The organism is Limnospira sp. PMC 1279.21, from assembly GCF_032349615.1.
Classification (GTDB): Bacteria; Cyanobacteriota; Cyanobacteriia; order Cyanobacteriales; family Microcoleaceae; genus Limnospira; species Limnospira fusiformis.
Genome location: NZ_JARPLU010000226.1, coordinates 1 through 5,963, shown reverse-complemented (window position 1 = coordinate 5,963; position 5,963 = coordinate 1). Strand labels below are relative to the sequence as shown.

The following is a 5,963-nucleotide window of genomic DNA, read 5'->3' as shown; positions in this document are numbered from 1 at the left end:
AATATAACCAGTTATGAGGATGCTCAGGAGAGGTCTCCTTATATCCAGATTCGGAGCTGGAATCCTCACCGGGTAGTTATTTCGGGCATTTCAGCCCTATTTCATACCCGAACGTCTCGCACCATACGCTTACACTTTTCACTACTCCACGGGTACATCCCGCCACTTGAGAGCCAATGAGGGGTTTTAAACGTTCCATCTGTGTGGGCATTCCATCTTTAGATTTGTCCTGTCCACCGGGGTACTTTAAAGGTCTATGCACAACGAAACGTTGCTTCTGGGTAGCTTGCTTAAACTCCTACTTTTCCCCTTACTCTTTGAGCGCAGCGTGTCAACCTGTTTCGCTGCCCAATAGTTACGATGGTTCAAGCCAGACATTCGGTTTCCCTAATCATGGATGGTTGGCAGTGGTCGAGTGAGAGGTAGGTTCCTCTATTACGCCTTCCGTTCCCCGCTTCAATCTGACGGGTTGTGAATCCTGAAACTGGGGGTGGCTACCGCCGTTACTCTCAACTTCCTGCTTTACTAGATGGGTTACAACTCCATCGTTCTAGTGTTCTGTCTTGACCTTGAGTCTCTCTGCCTTATCTGGGTGTCGAGTCCAGATGTTGGAACACATAGATAGTTATGGGATGGTCAGGGCGCACTCCTTATATTCTACCAAGGAATAGAAGTCCCAATAGGAGGTTATTTCAGGCATTGCAGCCCTATTTCACTCCTAAACGTCTCGCACAACCATTACTATTGTATCACGAAGTCGCCCTGAAGTGCAAGGTTTGAGACCCAGTTTCTTGATAAAGTATGATTAACATGAGGGTGTAACAGTCTGGGGACCGCTGGAACAATATTGCTAAACCTCCCACTAAACTCAGTTGATGAAAAGGCACATAGTCAAACATTCCGTATCGCTCACTTGTAGATGAATATAGCTCCCTCTGGAACTCAGCGGTCTACAATGGTCTACCTAATCGCGAACAACTCTCAAATTAGACGGGCGGGTTGGTGGGTTGGCTTGCTTATGGTGAAGAGTCACCTACGGTGTAATCTACTCCCCTACAGACACATTAGTGCCAGTACTGACCATCGAAGCCCCCGAATTGATGAGCCCTTCCAGCAGGAGATCGGTGCATGAGTTCCCCCAACAGAAAATTGAAGCCCACCATATTAGTGGTTGATGATGAGCCAGATAATTTAGATCTGCTATACCGGACTTTCCATCGGGAATTTAAAGTTCTCAAAGCCGAAAGTGGGCCGGCTGCATTGAAGATCTTAGAAGAGGTGGGGGAAGTAGCAGTAATTATCTCTGATCAGCGGATGCCCTATATGAGTGGCACAGAGTTTCTCAGTTTGACCGCGACTCAATATCCCGATTCGATCCGCATTATCCTCACTGGTTATACGGATGTTGAAGACCTGGTAGAGGCAATTAACTCCGGTAAGGTGTTTAAATATGTCACTAAACCTTGGAAATCTGATGAACTCAAGGCGATCGTTCAGCAAGGTTTAGAAACTCATAATGTCCTGAAATCTCGCACAGAGGAACTACGCCTAGCACAAAAACAGGAATCGTTACTTTATGAAGTGACAAGTACCATTCGCGCCTGTCCTAATTCCCAGGAAATGTTGCAGCGCATAGTTGAAACAGTGGGTAAAATGTTTGAGGTGAGCTATTGTCTGCTGCGTTCATTCGGTGTGGGTTCAGACCTGATAGGGCTGGGGGCTGGAGTCAGCCCTACCAAACAGGATATCACTGCTACACAAGGGAAGGAGTGGTTCGCATACTTAGCGGAAGGTCAGAATCATCAAAATTCCACGACAGACAACATCAGCGTTATCAATAATAATGATCTGGAATTGAGATCCCTGGTTTGGGAAACTACGGAAGTAATGATTCTTTCGGAAGGTTTGGGAAATGATATTTCTGACCACGATGGACCAGAATGGCAGCAGCGACGAGACGTTTACCAACGTGCAGATATTCGCTCCAGTTTGATAGTGCCTCTGTATTACCGTCAGGAATTGTTGGCGGTTTTGGCGCTGCACCACACGGGATCGCCCCGTAATTGGCATGAACATGAAGTGCAGTTAGCTGCGGGTGTAGCAGATCAGGCGGCTTTGGCATTGTCTCAGGTGCGCGCATACGAGCAGGTGCGAGAATTGGCTCGTAGGGAAGCGCTGGTTAATACGATTACCAATGCTATTCGGTCTAGTCTTGACCCTCAGAAAATTTTTGCGGCTATCACTGAGCAATTGGGGGAGGCTTTGGAGGTTGATGGCTGTGCTTTGTCTCTCTGGAGTCCGGGAGATGAATATATGCAGTGTGTAGGCCTTTATAATGCGGCGATTAAAGAAACAGTAGTAGAGACTAGACCGGCGGCTTTGTCTGAACCTGATACCAGCACGACGACGAATTTGCCCCTATTGGGGGTAGAAACTAATCAATCCATTGAGTCCGATCAGTCCGATGATTTGCCTCAGTCGGCGGCTCCTATTAGTGGCAACCCGGTGCTTCAGGAATTGATTAGAACTCGCGCTCCGGTGGCGATCGCTGATATCGAACAGCGACCAGACTCGATGGTGATGTTGCCTTTGCGATCGCCTTCTAAGGCTCTATTGGTCGTGCCACTATTGCTCGATGGTGATATTATTGGCAGCATATCCCTACGCCAAAATCACCAAGTTCGCCATTGGCAACCCTCCGAAATTGATATGGTCCTGTTAGTGGCAGCCCAAGCCGCTTTGGCGGTACAGCAGGCTCGTCTATACCAAAAAACACGCCAGCAAGCAGAACGCCTATTAGAAGCCGACCGCCTCAAAACTGAGTTTTTTCAAAATGTCTCCCACGAGTTTCGCACCCCTTTGACTTTGATGATAGGTCCTTTGGAAACGGTGGTTAATCAACAGCAGGATCTGTCATTAGACCAAGCGAAAATTGCTCTGCGTAACTCCAGGCGACTATTGCGCTTGGTTAATCAATTATTGGATTTGCAACGGTTTGATGCGGGACGAATGCAGCCCAGTTTTCGCCCCTGTGACCTGGTGGAGTTTTGTCAGCAAACGGTGGAATCATTTAAGTCTTATTGCGATCGCAAACAAATTAATCTAGTTACCAATTTACAGAGTTGCCCCCAACTTTATCTTGATCTGGAAAGGTTTGATAAAGTCCTTTACAATTTGCTCTCTAATGCCATGAAGTTTACCCCCACCGATGGCACTATTACCGTTAGTCTCCAGCCCGAAGGGAATTATTGCCGTCTTATGGTCAAAGATACCGGGATTGGTATTAAACAAGAACAACTCCCCCATTTATTTGAACGCTTCCGACAAGCTGAAGGTTCAGCCAATCGCTCCTTTGAGGGGAGTGGCTTGGGATTGGCTCTGGTTAAAGAGTTGGTCGAACTCCATCATGGTCGCATTACTGTAGAGTCTGAGTATGGTCAGGGAACTACATTTACCGTCTGGCTACAAATGGGGAATCTTCATCTACCACCAGAGCAAGTCCTTGATGTTCCCGCTGAGTTTGATGCACGTCGAGCAGCCGTAGAATTGGCTGATGTGGAGGTCGATTTACCAGATGTACAAATTGACGACATAAATCTGCCGGAGGTTTTGGTTGCTGACGGTTCGGCTTCCCTCACGGACCACGGACAGTTGGGGTCTAATACTGTCCTGGTGGTGGATGATAACCCCGATTTGCGCCGCTATGTGTCGATGATGTTGCAAAATGCCGGATTTAATGCAGTTTTGGCTAAGAATGGCGCTGATGGTTTTAACAAGGCTCAGACTTATCATCCTGATGTGATTGTTACTGATTTGATGATGCCCCAGGTGTCTGGGTTGGAGTTGATTCGCATGATTCGCTCCTCACCTGAACTTAGGGGAACTCCAATTATTTTGTTGACTGCTAAGGCTGATGAGGATACCCGCATCGAAGGGGTTGAGCGCGGCGCTGATGCCTATGTTTCTAAGCCTTTTAATGACCGGGAGTTGATAGCTGAGGTCAGGAATTTACAGGCCCTCAAGGCAGAGGAACGACGGGTAGCCCATTTGAATAAGTATCTGACTGAATCAGTATTGCGACGGTTTTTGCCGGAGTCTATGGTCAAAAAGGCGGCGGCGGGGGACTTGACTCTGGATTTGCGCCCGGAACCGAGGCTGATTACCATTTTATTTAGTGATATTGTCGGTTTTACTCGGATGTCTAATGCTCTACAGTCTCAGGGGGTGGCGGAATTGCTTAATGAGTATTTGGGAGAAATGACTCGGGCGGTTTTTGAGAATCAGGGGACTGTTGACAAGTTTGTAGGAGATGCGATTATGGCTTTGTATGGAGCCCCGGAGGAGATGAGCCCCTCTGAACAAGTCCGACGCGCGATCGCTACGGCTAGACAAATGTTGGTGGCTCTCGAAAAACTTAACCAGGGTTGGCAGGAACGAGGTTTGGTGGGCCGTAATGAGGTTCCTCCGGTGCGGTTCCGCTGTGGGATTCACCAGGGTATGGCTGTGGTGGGGTTGTTTGGTTCCCAAGAGCGATCGGATTTTACGGCGATCGGTCCTTCGGTTAATATTGCTGCCCGTCTTCAGGAGGCTACTGCCCCCAACAGCATTATGGTATCCGCTATGGTGGCTCAGTATGTCCCCGATGAGGAGATTATTAAGCGCGAATTTCTCGAACTTAAAGGCATTGATGAGCCGGTAATGACTTGTGTGATTAACCCAAAACCTGAATCAGTAAGGGATACAGCTTAATGGCAGATAATTGGGGAAAAAATGCGATCGCACTATTGCAATTTTTATTTTCCTGTGTTAGATTAGTTAAGTGCAAATTTGCGGGCGTAGTTTAGTGGTAAAACCTTAGCCTTCCAAGCTAATGATGGGGGTTCGATTCCCCCCGCCCGCTTTTTTCCTACCATGCCAGGGCTAGGTTATGAGTAATAGCCTACTAATCGACTGCGACTATCGAGTTAAGCAATAAGCTGCGATCGCAGTCAGGATCAGGTTTTTCCGAAAATGCCAGGAGGCGGACTTGAACCTGATACATAGCCTATAACCCCTATTCTACCGTTACTTAGGTGTTACTCAAAACCGTAGCAGAGTAACAAGTGAGTAAAAAATGAGTAACGCTACTAATACCCCTACTGTAGGGGGGAAGGGCAACTACGATGAGAGTTACGCTAGATTCTTGAAAGCCTATCAAGACTTTAAAGGGGAATGTCCCAAAGGAGTGACTCTCAAGTTACAAAAGTCCGGGACTAGGTACAATCTGCTATTGCAGTTTAAGCAGCCACCTACCGGGAAACGACTACCCAAGATAGCCAATCTTGAGTGTACACCCTGAGAGGGTGACAAGAGAGCTAGACTGATTGCTGTACAAGGGATAGAGCATTTAGTCCTTGCCGAAAATTCTGAGCTTTATGAGGCTTGAGGGCCATCAATGCTAACATCTCTTCTTGCCAGAAAACTAGCGACTGGCTCCAAGCATAACCCGATAATCCGAGCCCAAAAATACTGTGATATCAAGTCCGGATAATCAATTATAGTAAAGTCTCGGTTTGAGGCCACCAATGAAAACTGGTCAAGCCTCGAATTAATTCGCGCTGTTTCCACAAACTTCGGCAGCGAGCACACAAGAGTTCCTCTAGCTGATCAAGATTCTCAAATGAACGATTGGCAATGGGTTCATCTACCAGAGGCCACAGTCTTTCTGCTGGTTGTAGTTCCGGGGAATGGGACGGTAGAAACATTAAATGCAGTCCTTCGGGTACTTTCAGATTCTTACTGATATGCCATCCGGCTTGATCAACCACTAACATAATGTGTTGATTTGGACCTAATTTAAATTCGGCAGCAAACTCCTGTAACACTCGACTAAATAGAGTTGTATTGACGTAAGGTATAATCCACCAATCTCAGTACAGGACAAAAAAGCTGAAAGTCTTAGCCAAAAGGGAATCTAGCCGAAA

The 5,963-nt window shown here is 47.2% G+C and carries 2 protein-coding genes, 1 tRNA gene and 2 pseudogenes; 3 read left to right on the top strand and 2 right to left on the bottom strand.

The window, feature by feature from the left end; genetic code table 11:
• Positions 1-1,128: 1,128 nt before the first annotated feature.
• The 3 genes from P5683_RS22015 to P5683_RS22005 all read left to right on the top strand — a co-directional run bounded on the left by P5683_RS22015 (position 1,129) and on the right by P5683_RS22005 (position 5,338).
• Positions 1,129-4,749 (top strand): response regulator, encoded by a 3,621-nt coding sequence (locus tag P5683_RS22015; protein WP_006669053.1) that lies wholly within the window; start codon positions 1,129-1,131, stop codon positions 4,747-4,749.
• 80 nt (positions 4,750-4,829) lie between these two features.
• Positions 4,830-4,900: transfer RNA gene (locus P5683_RS22010), tRNA-Gly, on the top strand.
• Positions 4,901-5,113: 213 nt separating this feature from the next.
• On the top strand, positions 5,114-5,338 hold the full coding sequence (locus P5683_RS22005; protein WP_006669054.1) for a hypothetical protein: 225 nt from the start codon (positions 5,114-5,116) through the stop codon (positions 5,336-5,338).
• 16 nt (positions 5,339-5,354) lie between these two features.
• Here the strand turns inward: P5683_RS22005 and P5683_RS22000 are convergent.
• Both P5683_RS22000 and P5683_RS21995 read right to left on the bottom strand, forming a co-directional pair.
• Positions 5,355-5,516, bottom strand: a pseudogene (locus tag P5683_RS22000) (IS4 family transposase); the annotation flags it as partial.
• Between the two features lie 18 nt (positions 5,517-5,534).
• Positions 5,535-5,906 (bottom strand): annotated as a pseudogene (locus P5683_RS21995) (transposase); the annotation flags it as partial.
• Positions 5,907-5,963 lie beyond the last annotated feature (57 nt).

Coding starts and splice junctions, on each gene's coding strand:
- P5683_RS22015 (WP_006669053.1), top strand. CDS start 1,129: ATGAGTTCCCCCAACAGAAAATTGAAGCCCACCATATTAGTGGTTGAT.
- P5683_RS22005 (WP_006669054.1), top strand. CDS start 5,114: ATGAGTAACGCTACTAATACCCCTACTGTAGGGGGGAAGGGCAACTAC.